The 22,718-nt window shown below is 32.4% G+C and carries 27 protein-coding genes and 1 other RNA gene; 5 read left to right on the forward strand and 23 right to left on the reverse strand.

Annotated features, from left to right (window positions below; genetic code table 11):
• Positions 1 to 4: 4 nt before the first annotated feature.
• From K7G76_RS08430 to K7G76_RS08440, 3 genes are all read left to right on the forward strand, one after another.
• The gene (locus tag K7G76_RS08430; protein WP_223033769.1) at positions 5 to 616 is read left to right on the forward strand and encodes a thioredoxin family protein; all 612 of its coding nucleotides are present in this window, start codon (positions 5 to 7) and stop codon (positions 614 to 616) included.
• A 94-nt stretch (positions 617 to 710) separates the two neighbouring features.
• Entirely contained in the window at positions 711 to 1,025 is a 315-nt protein-coding gene (locus K7G76_RS08435) for a rhodanese-like domain-containing protein (protein WP_223033770.1), read from the forward strand.
• Positions 1,026 to 1,035: 10 nt separating this feature from the next.
• Positions 1,036 to 1,434, forward strand: coding sequence for a rhodanese-like domain-containing protein (locus K7G76_RS08440; protein ID WP_223033771.1), 399 nt, complete (start codon positions 1,036 to 1,038; stop codon positions 1,432 to 1,434).
• Between the two features lie 210 nt (positions 1,435 to 1,644).
• Here the strand turns inward: K7G76_RS08440 and ssrA are convergent.
• Positions 1,645 to 2,039, reverse strand: a transfer-messenger RNA (tmRNA) gene (gene ssrA / locus K7G76_RS08445).
• 107 nt (positions 2,040 to 2,146) lie between these two features.
• Here ssrA and K7G76_RS08450 point away from each other — a divergent pair.
• Positions 2,147 to 3,349 (forward strand): NAD(P)-dependent oxidoreductase, encoded by a 1,203-nt coding sequence (locus K7G76_RS08450; RefSeq protein ID WP_223033772.1) that lies wholly within the window; start codon positions 2,147 to 2,149, stop codon positions 3,347 to 3,349.
• Positions 3,350 to 3,400: 51 nt separating this feature from the next.
• Here the strand turns inward: K7G76_RS08450 and K7G76_RS08455 are convergent, their stop codons facing one another.
• From K7G76_RS08455 to K7G76_RS08470, 4 genes are read right to left on the reverse strand one after another with little or no spacing between them, the layout of a single operon-like run.
• Positions 3,401 to 5,302, reverse strand: coding sequence for a TlpA disulfide reductase family protein (locus tag K7G76_RS08455; protein ID WP_223033773.1), 1,902 nt, complete (start codon positions 5,300 to 5,302; stop codon positions 3,401 to 3,403).
• A 57-nt stretch (positions 5,303 to 5,359) separates the two neighbouring features.
• A complete protein-coding gene (locus K7G76_RS08460) occupies positions 5,360 to 6,025 on the reverse strand; it encodes a DUF1361 domain-containing protein (protein ID WP_223033774.1) in 666 nt (221 codons plus the stop codon).
• The gene (locus K7G76_RS08465) at positions 6,022 to 6,399 is read right to left on the reverse strand and encodes a ribosomal maturation YjgA family protein (protein ID WP_223033775.1); all 378 of its coding nucleotides are present in this window, start codon (positions 6,397 to 6,399) and stop codon (positions 6,022 to 6,024) included. The genes K7G76_RS08460 and K7G76_RS08465 overlap by 4 nt, the downstream gene beginning before the upstream one ends.
• A complete protein-coding gene (locus K7G76_RS08470) occupies positions 6,396 to 7,025 on the reverse strand; it encodes a SanA/YdcF family protein (RefSeq protein ID WP_223033776.1) in 630 nt (209 codons plus the stop codon). The genes K7G76_RS08465 and K7G76_RS08470 overlap by 4 nt, the downstream gene beginning before the upstream one ends.
• Before the next feature lie 216 nt (positions 7,026 to 7,241).
• On the opposite strand from K7G76_RS08470, the gene K7G76_RS08475 reads away from it, so the two are divergent.
• On the forward strand, positions 7,242 to 7,421 hold the full coding sequence (locus K7G76_RS08475; RefSeq protein ID WP_223033777.1) for a hypothetical protein: 180 nt from the start codon (positions 7,242 to 7,244) through the stop codon (positions 7,419 to 7,421).
• On the opposite strand, the gene K7G76_RS08480 is transcribed toward K7G76_RS08475, so the two are convergent.
• From K7G76_RS08480 to K7G76_RS08565, 18 genes are all read right to left on the reverse strand, one after another.
• Positions 7,399 to 8,787: a DUF4153 domain-containing protein gene (locus K7G76_RS08480; RefSeq protein WP_223033778.1), complete on the reverse strand. Its 1,389-nt coding sequence runs from the start codon at positions 8,785 to 8,787 to the stop codon at positions 7,399 to 7,401. The two genes, K7G76_RS08475 and K7G76_RS08480, sit on opposite strands and share 23 nt — an antisense overlap.
• Before the next feature lie 76 nt (positions 8,788 to 8,863).
• The gene (locus K7G76_RS08485; protein WP_223033779.1) at positions 8,864 to 9,157 is read right to left on the reverse strand and encodes a winged helix-turn-helix domain-containing protein; all 294 of its coding nucleotides are present in this window, start codon (positions 9,155 to 9,157) and stop codon (positions 8,864 to 8,866) included.
• Positions 9,158 to 9,163: 6 nt separating this feature from the next.
• Positions 9,164 to 9,454, reverse strand: coding sequence for a hypothetical protein (locus K7G76_RS08490; RefSeq protein WP_223033780.1), 291 nt, complete (start codon positions 9,452 to 9,454; stop codon positions 9,164 to 9,166).
• Between the two features lie 24 nt (positions 9,455 to 9,478).
• On the reverse strand, positions 9,479 to 10,087 hold the full coding sequence (locus K7G76_RS08495; RefSeq protein ID WP_223033781.1) for a hypothetical protein: 609 nt from the start codon (positions 10,085 to 10,087) through the stop codon (positions 9,479 to 9,481).
• Between the two features lie 79 nt (positions 10,088 to 10,166).
• A complete protein-coding gene (locus tag K7G76_RS08500) occupies positions 10,167 to 10,901 on the reverse strand; it encodes a DUF6090 family protein (protein ID WP_223033782.1) in 735 nt (244 codons plus the stop codon).
• Complete coding sequence (locus tag K7G76_RS08505) at positions 10,898 to 11,638, reverse strand: DUF6090 family protein (protein ID WP_223033783.1); 741 nt, start codon at positions 11,636 to 11,638, stop codon at positions 10,898 to 10,900. The genes K7G76_RS08500 and K7G76_RS08505 overlap by 4 nt, the downstream gene beginning before the upstream one ends.
• Positions 11,631 to 12,410: a DUF6090 family protein gene (locus K7G76_RS08510; protein ID WP_223033784.1), complete on the reverse strand. Its 780-nt coding sequence runs from the start codon at positions 12,408 to 12,410 to the stop codon at positions 11,631 to 11,633. Before K7G76_RS08510 ends, K7G76_RS08505 begins: the two co-directional genes overlap by 8 nt.
• On the reverse strand, positions 12,407 to 13,141 hold the full coding sequence (locus K7G76_RS08515; protein WP_223033785.1) for a DUF6090 family protein: 735 nt from the start codon (positions 13,139 to 13,141) through the stop codon (positions 12,407 to 12,409). The genes K7G76_RS08510 and K7G76_RS08515 overlap by 4 nt, the downstream gene beginning before the upstream one ends.
• Complete coding sequence (locus tag K7G76_RS08520; RefSeq protein WP_223033786.1) at positions 13,138 to 13,932, reverse strand: DUF6090 family protein; 795 nt, start codon at positions 13,930 to 13,932, stop codon at positions 13,138 to 13,140. The genes K7G76_RS08515 and K7G76_RS08520 overlap by 4 nt, the downstream gene beginning before the upstream one ends.
• Positions 13,929 to 15,173 (reverse strand): DUF418 domain-containing protein, encoded by a 1,245-nt coding sequence (locus tag K7G76_RS08525; protein ID WP_223033787.1) that lies wholly within the window; start codon positions 15,171 to 15,173, stop codon positions 13,929 to 13,931. Before K7G76_RS08525 ends, K7G76_RS08520 begins: the two co-directional genes overlap by 4 nt.
• Positions 15,174 to 15,231: 58 nt before the next feature.
• Positions 15,232 to 15,894: a DUF6090 family protein gene (locus tag K7G76_RS08530; RefSeq protein ID WP_223033788.1), complete on the reverse strand. Its 663-nt coding sequence runs from the start codon at positions 15,892 to 15,894 to the stop codon at positions 15,232 to 15,234.
• Positions 15,895 to 15,937: 43 nt separating this feature from the next.
• Positions 15,938 to 17,614, reverse strand: a complete 1,677-nt coding sequence (locus K7G76_RS08535) for a DUF885 domain-containing protein (RefSeq protein ID WP_223033789.1) — start codon at positions 17,612 to 17,614, stop codon at positions 15,938 to 15,940.
• 141 nt (positions 17,615 to 17,755) lie between these two features.
• A complete protein-coding gene (locus K7G76_RS08540) occupies positions 17,756 to 18,817 on the reverse strand; it encodes a DUF6090 family protein (protein ID WP_223033790.1) in 1,062 nt (353 codons plus the stop codon).
• The gene (locus K7G76_RS08545) at positions 18,814 to 19,581 is read right to left on the reverse strand and encodes a DUF6090 family protein (RefSeq protein WP_223033791.1); all 768 of its coding nucleotides are present in this window, start codon (positions 19,579 to 19,581) and stop codon (positions 18,814 to 18,816) included. Before K7G76_RS08545 ends, K7G76_RS08540 begins: the two co-directional genes overlap by 4 nt.
• A complete protein-coding gene (locus tag K7G76_RS08550) occupies positions 19,574 to 20,341 on the reverse strand; it encodes a DUF6090 family protein (RefSeq protein WP_255572965.1) in 768 nt (255 codons plus the stop codon). Before K7G76_RS08550 ends, K7G76_RS08545 begins: the two co-directional genes overlap by 8 nt.
• Positions 20,334 to 21,137, reverse strand: a complete 804-nt coding sequence (locus K7G76_RS08555) for a DUF6090 family protein (RefSeq protein ID WP_223033792.1) — start codon at positions 21,135 to 21,137, stop codon at positions 20,334 to 20,336. The genes K7G76_RS08550 and K7G76_RS08555 overlap by 8 nt, the downstream gene beginning before the upstream one ends.
• A complete protein-coding gene (locus tag K7G76_RS08560) occupies positions 21,130 to 21,864 on the reverse strand; it encodes a DUF6090 family protein (RefSeq protein WP_223033793.1) in 735 nt (244 codons plus the stop codon). The genes K7G76_RS08555 and K7G76_RS08560 overlap by 8 nt, the downstream gene beginning before the upstream one ends.
• Positions 21,865 to 21,892: 28 nt before the next feature.
• The gene (locus tag K7G76_RS08565; protein ID WP_223033794.1) at positions 21,893 to 22,684 is read right to left on the reverse strand and encodes a DUF6090 family protein; all 792 of its coding nucleotides are present in this window, start codon (positions 22,682 to 22,684) and stop codon (positions 21,893 to 21,895) included.
• Positions 22,685 to 22,718: the final 34 nt, after the last annotated feature.

Below are 22,718 nucleotides of genomic sequence, written 5' to 3' on the forward strand. Positions count from 1 at the left end.
AACTATGAAAACACTAAAAACAATGTTTGTGCTGGTAGCCGTTTTGGGTTTATTTGCATTTACAACTACAAATGACAGTGGTGGCTACGAAATAGGTGATGTGGCTACCGATTTTAAACTGGAAAATATTGATGGTAAAATGGTTTCGCTCTCAGATTTTAAGAAAGCGAAAGGATTTATTGTAATTTTCACATGTAATACATGTCCTTATGCTGTGGCTTATGAAGATAGAGTAGAGGCTCTAAATAAAAAATATGCTGATAAGGGTTATCCAGTTATAGCCATTATGCCAAATAATACTGATGTAAAACCTGGTGATAATATGGAAGCCATGAAAGCAAGAGCAAAAGCAAAAGGATTTACATTTCCGTATTTAATGGATAAAGGGCAGAAAATTTATCCGCAGTATGGAGCAACAAAAACACCTCATGTGTATGTTTTGGAAAAAACTTCTAAAGGCAATATTGTTAAATATATAGGTGCAATTGATGATAATTACAAAGATGCCAATGCCGTAAACCAAAAGTATGTAGAGGATGCTGTTGATGCTTTATTGGCAGGAGAAGAAATAAAAGAGCCTAAAACCCGAGCAATTGGGTGTTCAATAAAAGTATAAATGTAAATTATAATCCGAAGTGTAACGCTTCGGATTTTTTTATGTCTATTTAATTAGAAATGTATAATTTTGTTATACACTAACTAAATAATCTATGGCAGATTTATCACAAGATACTTGGCGCGAAAAGCTGAGTGAGGACAAAAATGCAGTTGTTTTAGACGTTAGAACAGCTGAAGAATTGGAAGAAGGTTTTATACCCAATGCAATTCATTTAGATATTTATCAAGGGCAGAATTTTATGGATAGTATTAATAAACTTGATAAAAACAAAAATTACTTTGTGTATTGTAAATCTGGAGGACGTAGCGGACAGGCTTGTGCTATTATGTCCCAACTGGGTTTTAAAAACGCTTATAATTTAGTGGGTGGAATTATGCAATGGTCTGGAGAAGTAGTTAATAGTTAAAACATATAATATGAGTAGAATCTTAATTTTAAGTATTGCTATAATGTCTTTGTGCTTTTCTTGCAAACAAGCTGAAGCCCAAAGTGGAATACAGGTTGTAACTTCAGAAGAGATGAAAGAACTATTGGCAATAGAAGATATTCAATTGGTAGATGTTAGAACTCCAGAGGAGTACGAAGAAGGCTATATAGCTAATTTCCAGAATATAGATTTTATGTCTCCAACTTTTGAAGAAGATATTTTAAAACTCGATAAAGAGAAGCCCGTTATATTGTATTGCAGATCAGGAGGACGAAGCGCACGCTGTGCAAAAAAAATGGTTGAAGCTGGTTTTGTTAAGATTTATGATTTGGATGGAGGCATAACAAAATGGATTCATAATGGTAACGATGTTGTGAGATCCAATTAAAAATAAAGTATAGTTGATTAAAATAAAAAAGGTAGACATGTGTCTACCTTTTTTGCCCCAAATCTACCATAAACTTAACCTACTTATGTTATGGTGACATGAATTTATAAAACCATTTTAATCTGTGTTGATTTATCCGATAACATGCATGATAAATTGTTGAAGCGTAAAAAAAGCTCACAATCGTGCTGAATAGATTGTGAGCTTTAAATGTGGAGTCGGAGAGAATCGAACTCTCGTCCAAACAAGTAATCAAAGGGCTTTCTACACGTTTATTCTGTTCTTGTTTTTTCGATTGCAAGCTGGTTACAGACAACCTACTTACAACTTATCTTCTTAAATTTCGAAAGTAAATCGAAGTGCTTTACGTTCTATGTTAATTTTTACGATGCCTCTAATCGAACGCCATTAACCAAGGCTTTCAGGAGACATTTAGCTTTCCCGCCTTGCGGGACTAGGCAAATCTTACTATAATTCAGATTAAGCAGCTAAAGCGTAGTTATTCTCGCCGTTTAAAAGTTTGACCTAGCCTTTTACGTGTTTCAATGTCATTACACGACGTGCTTACCATTTCATTAATCTCGCTGTCAAAACCAGTCGACCCCAAGTTTATTTGCAATAATGGTAAAGGATCGCAAAGTTATCAAAAAGTTTGTATAACCTTGGCAATACATGTATTTTCGTGCAAAAATTATTCCAATTCGTTTTCAGTATGAAGTTTGCCATCATAAAAGAACGTAAAAACCCACCAGATAGACGCGTGGTTTTTTCGCCAGAAAAGTTAGCGGAAGCTAGAGCACAGTTTCCTCAAGCCGAGTTTATAGTTGAGTCTAGTGATATTCGTATTTTTCCTGATGAAGCTTATAAAGCTTTAGGGTTTAAGGTTACTAACGATGTGTCAGGTTGTGATGTCATGCTTGGGGTGAAAGAAGTGCCGATCGAGAATTTAATTCCGAATAAAAAATACTTTTATTTTTCTCATACCATAAAAAAACAGCCCTACAATAGAAAGTTGTTGAAAGCTATGCTAGACAATAACATAGATATGTATGATCATGAAACTATAGTAAAACAAAGTGGTGCACGTTTAATTGGTTTTGGACGTTATGCGGGATTGGTTGGTGCCTATAACGGTTTCAGGGCTTTAGGTTTGCGTGATAACTTGTTTAGTTTGCCTAAAGTAGAAGCATTAGCCGATTTAAACGAGGTAAAAGCAGAGTTGGATAAAATTACGTTACCAAACCTTAAAATACTGCTTACGGGAACAGGGAAGGTAGCACAAGGCGCTAAAGAAATTTTAGATCATTTACAGATTAAGGAAATTAGTGATGCCTTGTATTTAACATCGCAATTTTCAGAACCTGTTTATGTTATGGCAGATGTTATGGAATATAATAAACGGAAAGATGGTAAGGTAGGTAGAAAACAAGAGTTTTATAAAGATCCTACTGGTTATGAAAGTAATTTTATGCCTTATGCGAAAGTAACCGACTTTTTTATTGCTGGTCACTTTTACGGCAATAATGCACCTTATTTGTTTACTAGAAACGACGCCAAACATCCCGATTTTAGAATTAATTTGGTTGCCGATATTAGTTGTGATGTTGACGGTCCAGTAGCTTCAACATTACGAGCATCAACTATTGCCAATCCGTTTTATGGTTATGATGCCAAAACGGAAAGTGAAGTGGCTTTTGATGCGCCTGATGCCATTACAGTTATGGCTGTAGATAATTTACCTTGTGAACTGCCAAAGGATGCTAGTGAGGGCTTTGGCGATATGTTTTTGGAGCATGTTATTCCAGCCTTTTTTAATAATGACGAGCGCGGTATTTTAAAACGAGCCAAGATTACTGATAAGGGAAAGTTGACTGAAAGGTTTAGATATTTACAAGATTATGTAGATGGTAATTAAATAAAAAAGGTTGACTTAAAAGTCAACCTTTTTTATTTGGCTTTAGGAGTATTATGATTTTAAAATTTCTATCATAATATCCATTTCGTCTACAAGTTTTTCGGTTTGGCCACTATAGCCAACAGCTTTAAAACGAATTTTACCGTCTTTATCTATTATTACTTTAGTTGGTATTCCTGAAACACCATATTTGTCAGCTACTTCAAAACCTCTGCTGTTTTCTATGGCTTCATCGTAAATGACATGGAAATCGTAATTATTTTTCTCAATAAAGTCTGTAACCAATTTTTCTCTATCATCACCACTTTCAAAGGTGTCAACAAATAGTAAAACAACATTTTCATCATCTTTGTATTTTGTAACTACTTGTTGCATCCCAGGAAAAGATGCTTTGCATGGTCCACACCAGGTAGCCCAAAAATCTAGGATTACGGTTTTACCTTTTAAGGATGCCAATGAAACTTCTTCGCCTTTGGTATTTTTTAAAGCAAATGCGGGAGCCTCTTCATTAATCATGGTTTTCTTAATTTCAGCTTTATAATTGTCATGGGCTGTTTTTTCTAATTGTGCTAATTTGCTTTCAAACGCTTCAGCATTATCATTAGATTTCATGAAAGCTTCTTTGTAAAACGCTTTAATTTTTTCTGAACCATTACCGGATTCAATAAACTCTTCCGATTTTTTTTGAACTAAATCATAATTTTCATCTGCCATAAGAAATTCAACATAGCGTTCGTTCATCTCTCCACTCTTTCCTTCTCCAATAGCTTTTTCTTGATAGACTATGGCCTCTTTTACATTACCTTGTTTAAATAAAATTAAAGCATAAGTATCTGCATACATATTGTACGAGTTTTCTAGACTTTTCTGATATTGATTTTTAGTGTAATATTCAGGTTTGTTGTCTAAATTTTGTTGCGCTTCTTTCATGAGCTCTAAAGAGGCTTTTGAGGTTTTAGCCGCAAAATCCAAATTCTCTCCTTTTTCTGCCAATGGCCAAGCAATACTATTAAATATTCCTGCTTTTGCCGATTTGTCTTTCATCATATTGGCATAGTACTCAAACTTTTCTTCGTTGCCCTTATCCTGATGTGCTTGAGCTAAAGAGCGCACCATATAGTTACCTAAATTTCCATCAACTTCATTAAAGGTTTCTTTATACTCTAAAAATATCTTTTCTTTTTCTTCCAAATCTTTAGCTTGGGAAAATGTAGAACCATAACTGTTTTTTGCCATGTTACCTTTAGGGAAATTAGCTTTTGCTTCTTCGGTTATTGAAGCTGCTTTCTGTCTATCGCCAATGGTGTTGTATAGTCTGGATAAAGCAACATAATCTTCTTCGGTTTTTGTTTCCTTATTAGATACCTCTTCAATATAGTCGTTAATCATTTTTTCGCCTTTTTCCTGATTTTGACGATAGGCCATAGCTAGGTAAGTAGTATTCCAGTTATCCTTAATTTCTGGATTGGTAGTAATATCACTTTCAAGATCATTGAATAAGGCTTCTTTATCTGATTTAATTCCGAATTCACTGCCATAACGCATAACATAATTTGCTAATGCTGCTTTACTTCCAGGTAAATCGTTGCCTGTTTCATCTTTTAATTGGTATAGGAAACCTTTTTTGTCATTGTTAAGATAATCACCATCGACTTTAAAATTAAAAGCTAATGCCTGTGCGGAATCTGGAATTTTTACTGTAGCAGAATTTTCTGAATTAAAATTAATGTCTACAGGGTATGATTTGTCGTTTACCATGTAGTAATACAAACTTTCTAGAGTATCTTCCTCACCATTATAGGTAAGGTTTACAGATGTGCCAGGCTTGAAATATTCAGTTTCAAAAACAAAATCACCCATGGCTAATTCAGGTGATTCCACTTTTTTTTCATCTTGTTTACATGCTGTAAAAAGTACAGTTAAGATTGCAATGTAGGTTGAGATTTTTTTCATAATGTATTTGTGTTTTTTACGGTCATTGAAGATAGTAATATTTTACATTTATTGATGTTAAAGTTTTTTTAAGTAATTACTTTTAAATAAAATGAAGTGACAAACTATTAAAAAACATGTAAATGCAATAGTAAACACCCATGCTCCTGCGTGTGTTTTTGGAAAGACTATAATTGATAAAATATCGGTTATCAGAGTTATGGGGTTTTGAATTATCTCCCACGAATTATAGCGCAAAAAACGACCTAAATACACGCCAAAACTAGATAATAGAAATATAACAAATAGCATGTATTTTTCATTTTGAAGTTTGAAATTGGTTTTGAGTATTTTAAGCATGCTGTTTATTGACAGGAAATAGAAAGCCAACCCGGTAATAGCGAATGAAGCTATAACAACAAAATCCAACCATACCATGTAATTTAAGCTTAATCGTAAATGAATAAAATCTGTAACAATGTAGGGAGCGTTTGGGAGAAAAGTTAACCAAGTACCCATGTAAAGAAAGTGTTTTGGTTTTGAAAGGGTTGGTTTGCTTTCTAAAAATAAACTTATAGCATACGGAATTATGGCTAAAAACAAATTCCATACTAAAAATATTAAGAAAAATGAGTGGGTTAGTTTAATACGAAGCATTAATAGAAAGAGGCTGAAACCTACAGATGCTGTTAAAAACGATAAGGTATTAAACCGATTAAACAAAAAGACTTTTAATGAATTCATGGTGTTCTTTGGTTTGATTTTTCGACAAGTAAAACAGTAATTATACCCAAAATGTAAGCCACTAAATCGCCAATTTGAAATGTGCTTCCAAGTACCAGTTTTGCTATATAATTATGCTCTAAATTCAAAAATTTTAAGAGTTGGAATAGCTGGAGAAACTCAATTGTAAATGCTATAATTAATACCAATATCCCAGCTGATAATGGATTTATATTTATGAAACTTTTAATAAAGCAATACAAAAGAATAACTACTAAAAAATCTCCAAACGTATGCCTTATAAAACCATCTTTCAAGTAGATTGCAATAAGGAACTCTATAGTAAACAGTAAAATGAAACCAGAAAAATATGTTTTGTTGAACTGTAGCTTCATGCAATTTTTATTTTTTCACCTAAAAATTTAGGCTTAACATTAAATAGGATGTCAATAGAAGCTTTGGTACGAGCAATATATTCACGAAGTTTGGTTTTTAAGCCATAATGTCCATTTATGTCTTTCGCATTAAATGCTATGGCATTTATATTATAATGTTGAGCTAAATAAAGTGCACGTTCGTTATGGAATTTTTGTGATATAATTGTAAATGAGTTCAAGCCAAAAATTTCTTTAGCTCGAACCATGGAATCTAATGTTCTAAAACCTGCATAATCTAAAAATATCTTCTCTTTTGGTATACCATTTTTTATAAGATCATTTTTAAAATCACTAGGTTCATCATAGTCTTTTCTGCTGTTGTCACCACTAACAAGTATAAATTTAATTTTACCGGATTTATATAACGCAATTGCAGCTTCAAGCCTGTATTTATAGTATAAATTTATTTGTCCGTTACTAGTATACTTGCTTGCGCCCAAAACAATACCAACTCTGTTTTCTGGAATATTTTGTACGATATTGTATGAGTAACCCTTGGTATTATAAGTTACATGGGAACTAAATACTAAAGCATAAACAATTGTACAAAGTACCAATAGAAGTATTTTTTTTAAGTGTTTCATGATTTTGAGTCTTTTGGGTTATCGATTACAAGCCAATTCCAGGTTTGCATTGTGGTAATAAATGCTGATGCAAAAAAACTAATAGCATAAATGCTGAAGTTGCTTTTCCAGACTCCATAAAAACATAAGGCAAAACAAAGAATTGCGTAGTAAGCAAAATATTTGACATATACTTCTCTAGGTTTCATACCAGAGTTTAGAATAAACCAAGGTGCAATGGTGGTAAAGATTGTAAAAGAGCAACAAAGTGAAATAGGTATTATTGATAAAAACACCCAAAATAGCATATCAGCATTAAAGTCTTCTGAAAAAATGACTAACCAAAATATAATTCCAGATAGAAAAATAGATTTTAAGATTGATTTGGAGTATCTCATTTGTATTGTTCTATATTAAAATTATCGAACTGCATTTCTTGCCATGTATTGCTATTTAGCTTTTCTACAAAATCATTATGCTTTTTATCAACGAGAAATTGATTTTTTGTACTCAATTGATTTTTTTGGGAGTATGCCTTTAATAGAAAGGTATTGTTGTTTGATAAGCTAATCAAGTATTCAAAATCATTGGACTTGGCATGGTATAAATTATAATTGGTAATTAAATTATCCCAATTAACCGAGCAAGAGATAATTAATAGGGCATAAGCCGTTAAACTGTTAACCCTGAATAAAAACCACAAGTTTTTTATTTTAAAAACTTTAAGTGCCGTTGTAAATAACCCTATCAGCGCGAGCAATAGATAAACTAATACGCCAATTCTTTTATATGTAAAGCCATAGTAATAAATATACTGACTGTCTTTAATAACGATATTAACAACTAAAATGGTGTTGAGTATTATCCAACAATATGTAGCGATTTTTAGTTTATTATTTTGCTTATAAAAATTTAAGTTTCCCCTAAAAAAGTAAAGAATAATAATTATAGCTATAACAATTGAAACTATTAAAGCATTTATACCATTGTGTACTTGATTGGATAGATTTGCGGCTATAATATCATTAGAGGTGGTTAGGTATGTTATATCTGTTATCAAAAAGACAATAATCAGGATGTTGAGCAGAGTTATTAATATTAATCCTAATTGATTTTCCTTTTTTAAAGTGTTGATTGAAAATTTATTGTTTTTTTCTAATGTATTGCTTGTGTTTAAATCTAATTCGGTAGCTGGATTAACTTGTATAGGCTTTGAAATATTATAAAATAAAAAGTAGCCAAGAACGGTAAGGAGTAACCATTGTAAATTGATGAAACTAAAGTCTATTTTAGAAATCATGTCATTAAATACAGGGTTTCCATTTTTATATAGTAGTATAAATACAATTATTACAGCTAATGGTATTCCTATAATTTTTATTAAATGAATGTAATCAATTTGTGTTTTGTTTTTGGATTCTTTGTTAGATTCTGACTTTAGCAATGCACGGAGAAAAAATCCGGCTACAAATGTGAATAAACCATTTAGCCAGTTGATATATATTGATGAATTACGTTGAGATACATGGCCTACCAATGTAAAAAAGGCAAAACAGTTTGCTATAATGGAAAGACTGGAATTATAAAAGAAAATTGCGATTGCAGTAATAAGATACGTTGTGGTTAATGCAATTGTCGATTTGCTTTTAAAAGTTTTTGTATTAAAAATGGATAGTATTATAATGGTTACTATACTGAATAGAGACATGTTTAAACCAATATCTTGTTTGTAAAAAAGTGTGCTGAATAAGATAGCGCCAAATAATAAAATGATATTTTTCATATGTGTGATTTTAAAGTACTTTGAAATTCAAAGTTAAATGATAAAAAAAATAGCCCATGTTGAGCTTGTTGATATGTTATTGTTTATTAATTAATTTCTCTAATGCTTCAATGTGTTTTTTAAATTCTGACCTGCCCAATTTGGTAGTTGCATAACGTGTATTTGGTTTTCTGCCTATAAATTGTTTTTCAACCGATATATATTCGGCTTTTTCCAAGGCTTTGGCATGACTGGCCAAATTACCATCGGTTACATCCAACAATTCTTTTAGAGTATTGAAATCAGCATATTCATTGACCATTAAAACAGACATGATACCCAAACGAATGCGGTGATCAAATACTTTATTTATGTTGGTTATAATGCTCATTAAAGATTAACTTCCAGCGAATGGTGTTCCAAAAATTCCTACTGCCAATTCGGCCCAAATTAATAAGAATAGCAATATTAAAAAAGCGATTAAAATAATGCGTCTTTCCTGATTTTTAACAATTCGTAATGTATATTCGGCTAAAACACCAACTGTTAAAAGTAATACACCCATGACAATAAAATCGGTATACCTCCAATTGACTTCAGAGGTAAATTGCATGGCAATCAAGGGAATCAGTAAAAGTGCTTCCAATCCCAAGATTATTGTGAGAAGTCTTTTGTTTTGTGCTAACATAACTTTTGTTTTTTAATTAATAATTTATTGTTTATCGTACTTAAAATGCATCCAGATACCATAAACAATATGCATAATACCAAATCCTAATACCCAAAGCCAAAATCCATATCCTGGATAGCAGGCACATATGAGTCCTAAAATTATTTGAATAAAGCCTAAATAACGAATATCACCAATACTATACTTTGAAGCATTTATTAAAGCCAATCCGTAGAACAATAACATTAACGCACCAGTTTGACCATACTTTTGCTGATTCAAAATTATTAGAATATAAATACCACCAACCACCAATGGAATTAAAAAGTTAAAAACCAATCGTCTTGATGTGGCATCCCATATTTTCTCACCTTGTTTTTTGGCTTTACGCGTAGTAAGTAATATTCCCGTAACAATACTAAAGAATGCCACCAAGCCTAAAATCAATACACAGGTTCTAAATACCCAACCATCTAATGTTAATGTACCGTAACTGTAATTAGTTACCAACCAATATGCTGTGGCAGCACCTATTAGTGCATAAATTCCTGCCAATATTCCCGATAGGCCAGAAAGTGAAATAAACCGAGACGATTTGTTCATCAAATTTTTAATTTCACTTATGTCTTTTAGATAATCTTTAGATTCCATATAAAGTACTTTGAAATACAAAGTAAAATAAAAATATGTTTTCAAGCAAGTAAAAAGAATAAATAATTAGCATTGAAATTTAATTACCAGAGTAGGGCTTTGAAAGCTCAATAATTTCACTTAAGGTTTTTTGCACTTTTTGAAGCTCGCCCGCATTTGTTAATATCTGATCAACTAAAAAGTGTTGGTTTCTTACTAAATATTCAAATTCTAAAGTTTGGAGCGCGTCAAAGTCATTTCGAGGATCATTAAAATTAAAATTCCAATCAAAATGTTTTGACATGTAGGGATCATATTGTTGAACCATATGTTCTAAAACCCGTAATTCTTCTTCTTGGTAATCAGTAATCAAATCATTCCAAGAAATCAAATGGTCGCGCAAGGTATCGTTTTTAATAATATCAAAGGAGGAAGTACTTGCTAGAGCATTAATGCTTGTTTGAGACGGATTAAATGTGTTGCCACCATAAGACCAAAATAACTGATAGGCAAGCGAATCTAAAATTTCTGGTTCGGGTTTAGTTGTTATTGGAAACAGGCTGATTATTTTAGTACAATTATTATATACATGTTGATGATGCTTTACTACCGAGTCCAACTGTTTTTGGTTTTGTTTAAACTCGTTATGTACATTGACTAAAATGGCTTTTTCCTTGTTGGAATCCTTACGTTTTTCGTTCCAATTATTTATCTGAAGCGCAATTAAAATCCCAATGACTACCAAGGTGATTTCGCCTGTAGCATACTTAAGGTATTTACGTGTTTTATTATCATTCATAAGGTTATATCGTATTTTTCTGAAAAATTGTATCATTCTTCCAATAGTTTGTCTATTAAATTCAGTACTTCAATAGACTGGTCTTTAACTCTTAAATGCCCGCTAATGGAGTTTTTGAACATAAATTTCCGTAAACCAAGAATTGAAGTAAAACTTCCTACAAGTTGTTTTTCATCTATATCATCCCATAAAATTTTCCCAACAACTGTGTTTTCGGGAATGCTATCATAAATAGGGTAGTTTTGAAGATAGTCAGACATTATTCTTTCGAAATAGCCCATATGGCTATAGAATCTTTCTAGCTGGTCTTGTTGTATACTGTTTAAGTCCATTAATTTTTGGGTAAGTTCTTTATCCAAAAGTTCGATATTACCGGTTGAAATTAACGTATTGAATGTATTGTTTGCATACTCTCTTTTAACTGTAAACTTAAAATCATATTCATTTTTAGCTATATTGATAATCGTGTCAATTGTACTTAACGTATCTAGCATGCGGTTTAAGTATTCATCTGAAGCCTTATTGTCTGCACGCTGCAATTTTATTATATGATTTATATCTAGAGTGTCTTTTGTTAAGTCGTTTTTAATGGAATTCATGTAAAAGACTTTTAACTGATGCTTTTTCCTATTCTCGTTCCAATTATTAATTTGAAGTGCGATTAAAATTCCTATAACTACAAGAAATATTTCACCCAAAGCATATTTAAAGTATTTACTGGTTTTGTTTTCCATAAGTAAGTTTTGGCGGATTTTACGAAAGAATTTAATCATGTGTATTCAATTCTTTATCAATTAATGCAATGGTTTTGTTGGTGACACTTATAAGACCATGTTTAACCCAAACTTCATCACTTGCATAGGTTAGGTATATTTTATTTAAGGTTAAATAAGTTTCAGGATTTTTGACTAAAGTTGAAAGCTCCATATCGGTCAATAAAAATTCAGGATGGGTAGGAATTTTAGAATGGCTCGCCAATTCATCAGGTACTTCAGGAGACATATACAAGCTAGTGGTTACTTTCGTTGTTTGATTATCCCTTTCAAAAAATATATTAAAACCTTGGTCTCTTATAGAATTTCTTGAGTGGGTATAATCTTTTAGTAAAGACAGATTTTGTTTTAGGCTATCGCTTAATAACTCAAATTTACCAGAGCTAATGGCTTCATCCTGAACTGAACTGAAAATTGACAGTGTTCTGTAGTAAAGCATTTCAGAGAGATAATATTTTAGACTATCTGTTGGAATAGTATAATCTCCAACTGAATAACGCAGTACTTTGTTAAATTTAGAATTACTTATGTTGAGATTATGAAAATAAATCTCCAATTCATTTTTATTGTTAACCAATTCATTTTTTAACGCCAACAGGAGTTTATGCTTACTGTTTTCTAGTTTTCTATTCTCATTCCAGTTATTAATCTGAAGTGCAATGAGTATACCAATCACAACTAATACGATTTCACCAATGGCATACTTGAAGTACTTGCTGGTTTTGCCTTCGTTGAGTAAGTTTTTACGGATATTTCTAAAGAATTTTATCATTGTGCCTTTAAAATTTCTTCATTAATTAAGTCTAAAATGGAGATCATGTTCTTTTTTAATTGCCGCTCTTCTTTTAAGCCTTGACTTCTGATGTTAATGAACAATACTTTTGTATACATTCTAAATTGAGGGTCATCATAGTACTTTTTTATATCAAATCCATCAATCTTACTGTTTTTAATTATGTAGCCTTTGGTATATAAAGTAGTTGTTAAATTGTTTCGCCATTCTTCAATTCTATAAGTGTCTTCGAAAGCATCAATAATTTCGTCTTCAAAAGAGGCTAGTTTGTACTTAAGTTCTTTATTACTTAAATAACTAATTTGACCTGAAGAGATAATGGATTTTAAAATGCCATTTTTAGGATCAAACGTATGGTTCATATTCATGGTTGAGCCTAAGTTGCTAAATACAGAATCCTGTACTTTCTCAAAAGCTTGTCTGTTATCAAAAAGCGAATCTATTTTTAGTGCGGCGTTATACGATTTTTCATGTTGAGTAATTACTGAATCAAGCGATGAAATGTTATCAGTGATTTCTACTTTTAAATCTTTTAAGATGTTTAACTCTTCTTTTTTAAGGATTCTTTCACTATTCCAATTGTTTATCTGAAGCGCGATAAGAATTCCTATAACCACCAACACGATTTCACCTATAGCGTATTTAAAATACTTACTGGTTTTACCTTCGTTGAGTAAATTTTTGCGGATATTTCTGAATAACTTTATCATGGATTTTCTTCGAGTTCTTGCTTAATAATCTGTAATATTTCTTTAATCCTATTTTGTAGACTTAAGGATTGAATGTTAGCAATTTTGGCATCGGTTGCGCAAGCCGCAAGATGATCTTCAAAATCTGGATTTTCAAAAATATTTGAAAAATCGGTATGAGTCCGTGAGTTCTTTAGATCGAACTTCACGGTTGTTCCTTTGTCCAAATAAAAGGTTTCCATAGCATTGTCTTGCCAGTATTGATTGGTTATGGACCTTATTGAAGCTTCTTTGAGTAAGAAAGGTTGGTATTGATTGTATTTATACTCTCTCCAAGCTACCTCTTCTTCAGTTACCTGAATAATTTCACTTGTCCATAGGGTCAATAGTTCTTTCAATTTATTGTTTTTTAGTAACTGAATTCTTCCCGAACTCATAATGTCATTGATTATCGGATCGAAGGTAGGAACCAAAATGGTTTGAACTAGGTAGCTGTTTATACTATCTGAATGACGTTTTTCAGGGTAGTCTATATAATCCAAAAGTTTAAAAGATGCAGCAATCATATTATTGCGAATAATTATTTTTTCGTTCAGTTGCTTTCGATTACTTTCAAATTCAGATTGTAATTGTTGTAACAGAGCTTTTTCCTCTTCGCGTTCTTTGCGTGTTTCATTCCAATTGTTAATCTGTAAGGCAATCAAAATCCCAATAACTACGAGTACAATTTCGCCTATAGCATATCTGGAATAGGCCGCAGCTTTATTTTCGGATGCCAGTTTTTTACGAATATTTCTGAAAAATTTTATCATTTCTTGATTTTTAGTTGTATGCCATAAGTTAGTTTACGCCAGAGCCATTCCATGGGACCAAACTTGAAATAACGTAACCATATTTTACTACATATAATTTGTATGATAAATACGCCCAAGCCAATCATCATAACATAAGTAAAGCCGAATTTTCCGACGAGGTTAAACCCAAATCCGTAAAAAATAATGGTTGAAATAGCTGTTTGAAACAAGTAGTTGGATAATGCCGTTTTACCAACGGGTTTAAACCAATCGAGAAATCCTACTTTCTTCTTAACTAACAAGGCAATCCCAGCAGCATAGCTTAATGCCAATGGTACGGTTCCCAAGGCATAAGCAAGAATATGAAACAGTTTTGTAGTATCTGTACTATCCACAAAGAATTCAATGTAACCTCTAACAATATTAACGGGAAGACCTACCAATAAACCAATTACAAACACTTTCTTCAAAAATGCGGTATTATCCAAAATATTTTCATTGAGTATTTTCCTGCCAGCCCAAATACCAATTAAAAAGATTCCAAAAACTTTAAACAATCGACCTTCATCCAAAATCCTACCTATTCTAATAAATGTATTCCCCAGATTCATTTTAAAAAAATCAGCTATATTTTCATTGAGTTGGTAGGCTATAAAATTGGGACTCAAGCCACCCTGAAATTCCATAATTGGCATACCAAAATATTGATAGATTTCGGTGCTTTTTTGAAAAGCCAATCCAGGATAATAGATGCCTGAAAAGTGCATAAAAGCCCAATTGACCAAAGGGAATAAAATGAATATACCCGCAGTGATTAAAAGGGTTTTATTAGATTTTTTCACAAACCAAATCAAGAAAAAACCTAGAAACGCATAAAGTGTTAGAATATCTCCAGGCCAAAAGAGCACTAAATGAATTAAACCAATAATTAATAACCAAAACATGCGCCTTCTAAAAAAAGGAGCAAATGCCTTACCATGTGCGGTTAAGTTGTTAAATTGAATAACACAGCCAATTCCAAAAAGTAGCGAAAAAATGGAATAAAATTTACCATCTACCAGTACATAGTTTATAAAATCAACCCATTCATCTGTAGGCAAGGTATATAACCTTTGCGGTGAATCTTCTGGGAAAAAGAATATTCCCGAGAACATGAGGATATTTGCAGTATAGATAAACAGTATAGAAATACCTCTTAAGATATCGAGGTAGGCAATACGTTCACTTTTGGAGATTGGTTTTACGGTTTCGTTTTCCATTGTTTGATTTTTTTTGTAATGACTATTTATCAATAGAATTTAATTCCTGTTTAATGAATTACAGTAGGTTTTTAATTTGTCCTTCTGTGCGTTTGGCTCTGTTTTGCACTCCAGCATTTTCAAATGCGATGGTTGATATTAATCTGGAGAATGATTCGTCTACCTTGAGTCTTTCATAATCTGCTTGTGTTATTTTATAATTGGCATACCAAGTAGCCGTGCTGTCAAAGTTTTTATAAAAATATTCCAATAACTTGGGTTGCGTATTCAGATTAAAAAAATCCAATCGCTCGTCTTCATAGCGTCTGTAATAGGGGTATGCCCTTTCGTAAAGCAGCGAGATATTGTTTCGCAAACTATCGTTGGAAATAACTTCAACGCCTTTAGATTGTAGAAGCCCATAGCCGCTTTTATTGGGATCAAAATGTGGTATGACGCGTAATAATGTTGTCAAATAATTGAATTTGGAACTAGGTGTCTCATGTGTTTTTATATAGTCTTTTAGGTCCTTACAAGCTTTTACTATGGAGTCCATAGTAGCAATATCATGCTGGATTTCTTTTAAGTCTAGTGTTAAATTATTGTGGAATTCTTTCAAGATTTTTGTTTCTAACTGTTTAGTTTTATTGGCTTCATTCCAATTATTAATTTGTAAAGCAACCAAAATTCCAATAACAACAAGTACTATTTCACCAATGGCATATTTTACATATTTACTCATTTTGCCTTCGTTGAGGAGTGATTTACGTATGTGTCTGAAAAATTTAATCATTGATGATAATATCTAAATGCTTTTTCTTATTTGTCATTTGCCAATGTCCAAGTGAGATGGGAATGTTGCCAATACTATTGAGTGTGTCAAAAAATGCTTTAGTCTTAAAAGCTTTGTCATTATCTTCCTGTAATTTGGCATAGTCTGCCATGGCATTTTCTAATAAAAATTTACCGGTTATATAACTCGTGCCATAACCTGGTTGGCGTAAGTACAGATGTTGTTCAAAAATGAGTAAGTCCTTCTCGGTTTTCATCCAGCCACGTGGCGTGTATTCACTATGTATACCACCAGCTTCTTCCATGGTCATTTTATTGGCATGAGCATACAATGAGCCCAAGCCTCTTGCAGCACGCTGCGCTATCATGATGTAAACAATTTCCTTTGATCTTGGACTGTCATCGTAGAGTCCGGCTTGTAAAAACATTTCTTCTACAGCAGTTGCAGTACCTTCACTGCGAGAGTCAAATATATTGTATAGCAGAGGGCCACGCCTAATCTCACTAGCATGTGGTTCATGGTCCATTCTAGCCAGCTCAAACCAATGGTAAAAGTGTGAGTAGAGTGGTCGCGGATCGTAATGCTCACCGATTACAAAAAAGTTGCGTTTTTCTTCAGGCACGTATTGACCCAAATGTTCTCGTAAGGCTACTTCAAAATATGGTTTTACGCTAACTATCCCCTGTTGATCTAAAAAATTGATCAAGCTCTTAGCAGCTTCATCAGCCATTTTATCGTAAGCTTCGGGCGAGTCAGCCGCTATCAATTGATCTATGTCGCGGTTACGATGCTCTTCAAGCTTTAGCGATGCCCAAGCCCGTGCTAATTCGCGTTTCAATAACATAACTTCATCATCCCAGGTTAAAGGAACTAAATGAACATTCTGTAAATACCAGTTGTAATTTTCTTTACCAATTCCCGATGGCCCTGTTTTAGACTTAGCTTCACTCTGGAGCCACTCTACCAAATTGTTAGTGGCATCTATTGCTCGATCAATGGCAGCAAGTAGTTCCTCATCATTTTCAACTCCATCGTATTCTTTCATGTTGAGTAACACATCTCTTTGATCTTGGATATCGCGAATACCAGCTATCCAAAGATCTTTAGCATTGCCAGTTAAATTTTGTTTTGCCTGTTGGTATAAAGGCTGAATAACATTGAGCTCTTTAATTAATTGTATTCGCTCTTCGACGGAAAATGGCTGTTCATAAGTCCATAACTCAAGGGTACCATGATTGGTTGGCCCTTCGTGTGCAGGTACATCGCTCTTGTAGGTCCATACAACTTTATAAAATGCAGGGTCACGTACCCAAGGCTTTAAAATTTTATAGTTAAAATCATAACCATTCATCTCTGCCCATACAAGCATCCAATCTACTTGATTTGGAATAGACCAATTGGTAGTGTCAATAGCCATGAGCTGTTTCCGAAGTTCTTCAAATTCAGACCAACGTTGTTCGAAGGTTTCTTTTGTGTAATCTGGTGCACCATCAAGTAAAGGTGGACTTTCAAATGAACGCCAATTGTGAAAAAGTGACACAAGATCTTCATAATTCTTTGTTTTGAAGTTTTGCACTTCAGTATTAGATGATACTTCATTTTTATTGCTATTGCAATTAAGCAAAAGCCATAAGCTAATAAAAAATAAGATGGATGATTTAGTTGTCATTAATAGTTAATATGTTATTTAGTTTGTAAGTTCAGAATTAAATATCCTATTTGAACTTTGAAAAGTCTAAAATGAGGACGAGTTCTGCACTATTGCATGTATTTCTTATTTGATGTAAAAATTTTATTATATTGCTTTTTTTCAAGGTTTTACTTTATTAAATGGTATTCTTTTTTCTTTGGTAATTATGGTAAACGTCGTTTTTTTAGTGTCATTATTTAAATGAAACTTTACAATCTCATTAGCTTTGAACATAAAGAATAAACTGTCTGAATGCCTGTAGAGTATTTTAGATTTATTATTAATGTCTTTCATTACAAGGTAGCCGTCTTCACTTTTTATCGTCACATTATGTAGTTTACTATTATTAGACTCATGTGAAGATTGATACTCTCCTAAATAATGTGCTAGCCCGCCCTTGTTAGATACCTTTAACTTTAGTAGCTCATTATCGGGCACTGGCTTATTTAGGAATTCTGCAATCGTTATATAGAGTTCAATGGCTTTAATCCTATATGTCTGTGCATCTCTATATAAATTTAGATAATCGTTAGTATAGCGAGCAACTTGGTTTTTATAAATGGGGTCGTTAAGAAAAAACGCATACATGTCGTTAACCTCCACAGCTTCATCATAATTGCTACTCCATTGGTAATACCACGATTTATTAGTAGCTAAATAATCTATATTTTGATAAACCGTAGTTCTTATGCGTTGATTGTACACTTTTATATTGTTACCTAAAGTAATATGCAATTCGTCCAAAGGTTCTTGCAGTACATCAAATTGGTGGTCTAAATCTTTTAGTGCATCTTTAAACTTTTGGTAACTCTGTTCATTTAAAATAAAGTCATCGTACCAATACGCAAAATAAGTCCCTTGCTCCCCGCTTATAAATTTTCTATAATTCTGATGAATGAACTGGTCTGTCAGTACCATCTTGCTTAGAGAATCCTTTACGAGATAAAAGTCTAAGATCTCACTGGCACGATTAATATCCGTTAATAAGTCTTTTTGAATATTCGTTAGAAGGTTCTGACCTTCTTTATTGAGTTGTCGCTCATTATTCCAATTGTTCACTTGAAGTGCGATCAAAATCCCAATTACTACCAAAACAATTTCACCAATAGCATATTTAAGGTACTTACTTGTTTTATCTTCTTTGAGAAGTGATTTTCGTATGTTACGGAAGAATTTAATCATTTTTCTAGCTCGATATTAATATGTTGAAGGGTTGTGTGGCATTTTTTAATTAAATCTTGGTAGTACATATTTCTGACCTTTTGGTTGAAGGCTGTAGCAGAGATGGCCCTGACAAGTATCTGGAATTCTTCGCTGCTTTGGTTGTTTAAAAATTCGAAATCTTTCTCTGTAATCATTTCTTTATAAGTATAAATATCTGAAACTTGAGTATTGAATTTTATAAAATTGGTTTTGGTATCTAAAGTTGACGTAACATTTAACATCCATTCATTTATGGAGTTGAGCAATTCTTCAATTTCTTCATAAGAGTTATAAAGCTCTAGAATATCATCTTTTAGTTTAGGGTTGTTTATAAGGTTGATAGAGCCAGTGCTCATAATACTATTGTAGGTTGTTTTATTATATGAAAATATTTGATCTAGAGCTTTATCAAAAGTAGCGCTCATTTTTTCAACTTGTTTTTTATTTTCAACACCGGAATACATGGTATTCAAAAAGTGTTTGATATCCTCTCTGATGACTACATTTTTTTCTACTGTTTTTCTAAACAATAAAGTGTCTTGTACTAAATCATGATGTATTCTCTCTAGTAGTACTTTTCCTTGTTTTGATTCTTGAATTTTCTGGTTCCATTTATTTATGGCCAATGCAATCAAAATCCCAATTACGACCAGAACAATTTCACCAATAGCATATTTAAGGTACTTGCTGGTTTTGCCTTTGTTGAGAAGGTTTTTGCGGATATTTCGGAAGAATTTAATCATTTGCTTTATTAATTTCAGTTTCCAACAATGCAATTATTTCATCAAGAAGGGCTCTTGTTTTTTTTTGTTTTGAATAATAACTGTCTGCATGAATAACTACATTTTCGACTAAATTTTCAAATTGAAGTTCTTCTAATAGGTATCTGTTATCAACAGTAAAACCAGATTTTGGAAAAGTTATGTTTCTAACTTTATCGTCTACTTGATCGGCTTTTAGCCAACTAGCTCTTTCGATAATGTAAGTATTCAGTATACCTTCATTTTTATCGACTGTGTTAAACTTTTCTTCTAAAATTTCGACGTCTGGTTTCCATGAGGACAGCAGGTTTCGTAACTCTACATTTTTAAAAATGCCAAGTTTTCCAGAACTTAATAAATCATCTAAAAATCCATTTTGAGGATAATAAGGTGTGCTATTGAACAATTGGTTTAGCCAATCGTTAAAAACATCCTCGGAATCTGGTTTAACTTTTTTTCCGGTATGGTTTAGGATTTGAACGCCTGACTCCAATATTAACAACGTACTGGTCTGTACCTCTTCTAAAATGTCTTTATTTTTTAAAAAATCACGATGAATATTATTTAAAGCGCTTAATTCTTGTAAGTCAGATTTTCGCGATTCATTCCAATTATTAATCTGAAGTGCGATTAGAATTCCAATTACCACAAGGATTATTTCGCCAATGGCGTATTTAAAGTATTTACTGGTTTGATTTTTCATAATAAGTGACTGGCGTATGTGACGGAAGAATTTAATCATGTTCTAATTCCTGTTTAATTAAATCAATGATTTCAACAATGCGTTTTCTTAAGATTTGTGATTGTACGTTTGCCCAGCTATTAATAGCATAACATCTAGTTAGGTGGTCTTCGAAATTAGGGTGATTTAATAGCATGTTATAATCTACATTGTATGCAGATTCACCAATGGCATCCTTTGAATAATCAGTGATTTTTTCACCAACTTCAAGGGAATAACTGCCTAAAAGATCGGTTTTGTATGCTAAATTTCGAATAGTTCTTAATTGATAGTTTTCTATTAAAAAAGGAATATATAGGTTGTTTCTGTAGTCTTTCCAAATTACTTCGTCTTCAATAACATCATTAATTTCCGAAGTCCATCGTGTAAGTGCGTGCTTTAATGTTTCATTTTTAATAAGGTTTAAATCGCCAGAACTTGCTAGATCTATTATAATTGGATCAAAAGAAGCATATGGCATTGTTCTAGCTATATTGTAGTTAATACTATCCTTTTCACGCTGACTAGGATTATCAATAAAATTCAATAATTGTTTAGAGGCTTCCATAAAAATATTTCGCATGGAGATTTTTTGATCCAATTGCTTTAGATTGCTGTTGAAATCTGCTAGTAGTTGTTCTAAAAGAATATCTTCTTGGATTTTGTTTTTTCTATTTTCATTCCAATTATTAATTTGAAGCGCAATTAATATTCCTATGACTACAAGGATTATTTCACCAATGGCATAGCGCGAATAAGCCATAGCTTTGTTTTCTGAAGCTAGCTTTTTACGGATATTACGGAAAAATTTAATCATCTTGTATGTTAGCTTCTATTAATGCAATGGTTTTCTCTAAAAATTCTAATATATTTTCTTCGTTAATTGTAACAAACGATTGGTTTAAGTAATAATCAAAAAGAGCACCATCAGATTCTATGTTTGTTAGGAATTCAATATAATTTGATTTGGGCACTTGTCTTGTGTTAACTTTAAAATTTCTAGTATAATCGCTACGATCAATAAATGTGTCTGTATTTCTTAAAGGAATGTATTTATTAACCAATGGCGAATAATTGTTAATCCAATACTCTCTTCTAATAATAATATCTTCTTTGTAGTCATTTAGTTCCCCTGTCCATTGGTTTAAGGCATATCGTAATTTGGAATCTCGAATTAATTCTAGATTCCCTGAAGAGTTTAGATCATTAATTACACCTAATCGTGCATCAAATGTTGCGAAATTATAAGCTTGTCCAAATAAGCTATCCAATGTTCTTGTGTCGAAATCGGAAGAGGTATCAAAATTCAACAGTACTTTTAATGCGTTAATGCAACCAATATTTATTTGATGGTCAAATTCTAGCTCATTAATATTTTGCATGAACTCTTCCCTTAAACTTTTTAGGATTTGTTGTTCTCGAGCTTTTTCTTTTTGAGCTTCATTCCAATTATTAATCTGTAAGGCTAATAATATCCCAATAACTACGAGAATTATTTCTCCAATGGCGTATTTAAAGTATTTGGTTGTTTTGTTTTCACTCATAAGGTTGTATCGTATTTTACGGAAGAATTTAATCATAATGTATTTCTGAATCGATATGGCTTAATATTTTTTGAATCCGTTTTCGGAGCACATTGGATTGACTGTTTATAATTTTGTTATAGAGAATACATGCGCTAGCAGCACTTTGAAATGCTATCCTGTTTTCTTGTAATGTTTTTAACAAATCTGTATCAGTCATTTCAATATCGTAAACCAGTGACGTATTTTGGTCAAAAGCATGGTCTGGTGTATAGCCATTTTTTAGTAGATAGGATGCCGTATTTCTTGCAAAGTCTTTCGACATAAAAACAGGCATTACAAATTGGCTGCGCAACTGCTGCCAACTGGCCTCTAATTCTTGAACTTGATACACATCTGATGTCCAATTGGATAGTAAAATGGTTAAACTGTCGTTTTGTAGGGTTCTTAATTTTCCAGAAACAATAAGGTCGTTTTCTATTGGATTGAAAGTTGGTTCTTGGGTAAGCCTAAACGCATAGTACAACAAACTGTCTTTAATATATTTTTCGGGATGGTCAATATAGTTTAGTATTCCAGCGCAAGCCAATGTCATTTTATCGCGCATATAGATTTTTTCGTCTAATTGAACCAAGTTTTTTTGGTATTCATTTTTTAATTGTTTCAGAATTTTTTGCTCCTCAACTTCAGTTTTTCTAGTTTCATTCCAGTTATTGATCTGTAGCGCAATCAAAATCCCAATAACCACAAGTATTATTTCACCAATGGCGTATTTTAGGTATTTGCCTGTTTTGTTTTCTGCAAGAAGGTTTTGCCTTATGCGCCGAAAGAATTTTAGCATTTACTGGTCGGTTCCAAGTAAATTAAATAGCGTA

Origin of the sequence: Hanstruepera marina, assembly GCF_019880635.1 — a bacterium.
In the GTDB taxonomy this organism is placed as follows: domain Bacteria; phylum Bacteroidota; class Bacteroidia; order Flavobacteriales; family Flavobacteriaceae; genus Hanstruepera; species Hanstruepera marina.